Below are 1,596 nucleotides of genomic sequence, written 5' to 3'. Positions count from 1 at the left end.
CGCTGGTGTTTTAACCCTGGGGCGGCTGATCTTTGACATGGGCACGGCCACCCCTTGATCATCATCAGGTTCCGCCAAGAACTCGATGACACCAAGAGATGGCCGTGCCCCACAGTCTGCCCCACCCCGCCCACACCACTCAACTTCACACACTGCAACAGCTCCGCCGCAACCTCTACAACAGCTTCACCGCCTGGCCCGACACCCTCTTCGAGATCACCGACGCCCTCCTGGCCAGCCCCCACCGACCGGTGTCACTGCCCTGGCTCACTCTGGAACCCCCGCTGCGCCGCGGACACGGCAGCATCTACCGCGCCCTCCGCCACGGCCGCATCGACACCACCGCCCTGACCCAAACCCTGACCGGCCTGCTGCCCGCGGTCGCCGAACCTGGAATGCCGCACGTCTTCGCCCTGGACGCCTCCCACTGGCCCCGCCCCGACGCGGCCACCAGCCCCGAGCGCACCTTCAACTACGACGCAACCAAAAACCGCCACCACGACGACCGCCCACCGGTCACCGCGGGCTGGTGGTACCAGTGGATCGCCGCCACCACCTGGGAACACACCTCCTGGGCACTACCAGTCGATCTGGCCCGCATCGCCCCCGGCGACAACCACCACACCCTCGCCCTCACCCAGATCCGCGCCCTGCTCGACCGCCTGCCCACCCCGGCCACCCCGGCCACCCCGGCCACGGTGCCGATCGTGTGCCTGGACGGGGACTACAGCATCGCCTGGATCGCCCGCCAACTCACCGATCTGCCCGTGCAATTGCTGGGGCGGCTACGCAGCGACGGCAGCATGTTCACCGACCCACCACCCCACCCACCCGGCACCCGAGGCCGAAAACCTGTCCACGGACCGAAAATGAAGTTCTCCGACCCCACGACCTGGCCGCAACCGGATGCCGACATCACCGTGCCGGCCCGCCCCGACCGCGGCCGCCACCACCCCCTGACGGTGACGGCCTGGCACCGGCTGCACCCCGCCCGCTCCCGCAAACTCCCCGAACCCCACCCCGGCCGGGGCCACTACCACGACCTCCCGCACGGCACGGTGATCCGCATCCACTCCGCCCAGCCCGGGCAGAAACCGATGTGGCTGTTCTGGAGTGGACCGCCCGGCAGTTTCGACCTCGACATTGCTTGGCGGGCCTACCTGCACCGCTTCGACATCGAACACCTCTACCGCTTCCTCAAACACCATCTGGGCTGGACCACACCACGCCTGCGCACCCCCGAGCAGGCCACCTGCTGGAGCTGGCTGATCGCCGCCGCCTGCGCCCAGCTCGTCGCCGCCCGCGACCTGGTCACCGACATGCGGCTGCCCTGGGAAAAGCCCGGCCCGTTGTCACCACTACGGGTCAAACGGGGTTTGAGAGCACTCCAGTCTTACCTGGGCACACCGGCCCAGGACGTTGCAAAGACCACACCCGGTCCCGGACGGCCGTCCGGGCGCACCTCGGCACCCGCGCCACGACATCCCGTCGTCCGCAAACGTCCCAGATCAGGCAAACCCAAGCCCGGCAACAAGAACCGAACCGCCTCCGCCACGAAGGCCCACCCAGCAGCTCAAACAGGTTAAAACACCAGCG

Annotated in this window: 1 protein-coding gene; it reads left to right on the top strand. The window is 68.4% G+C overall.

The window, feature by feature from the left end; genetic code table 11:
- Positions 1-104 precede the first annotated feature (104 nt).
- The gene (locus M8C13_RS44240; protein ID WP_252486853.1) at positions 105-1,586 is read left to right on the top strand and encodes a transposase; all 1,482 of its coding nucleotides are present in this window, start codon (positions 105-107) and stop codon (positions 1,584-1,586) included.
- The last annotated feature ends 10 nt before the right edge of the window (positions 1,587-1,596 follow it).

The organism is Crossiella sp. SN42, assembly GCF_023897065.1.
Taxonomy (GTDB): domain Bacteria; phylum Actinomycetota; class Actinomycetes; order Mycobacteriales; family Pseudonocardiaceae; genus Crossiella.
The sequence above is the reverse complement of the archived record's forward strand: the minus strand, read 5'-3'. Positions and strand labels throughout refer to the sequence as shown.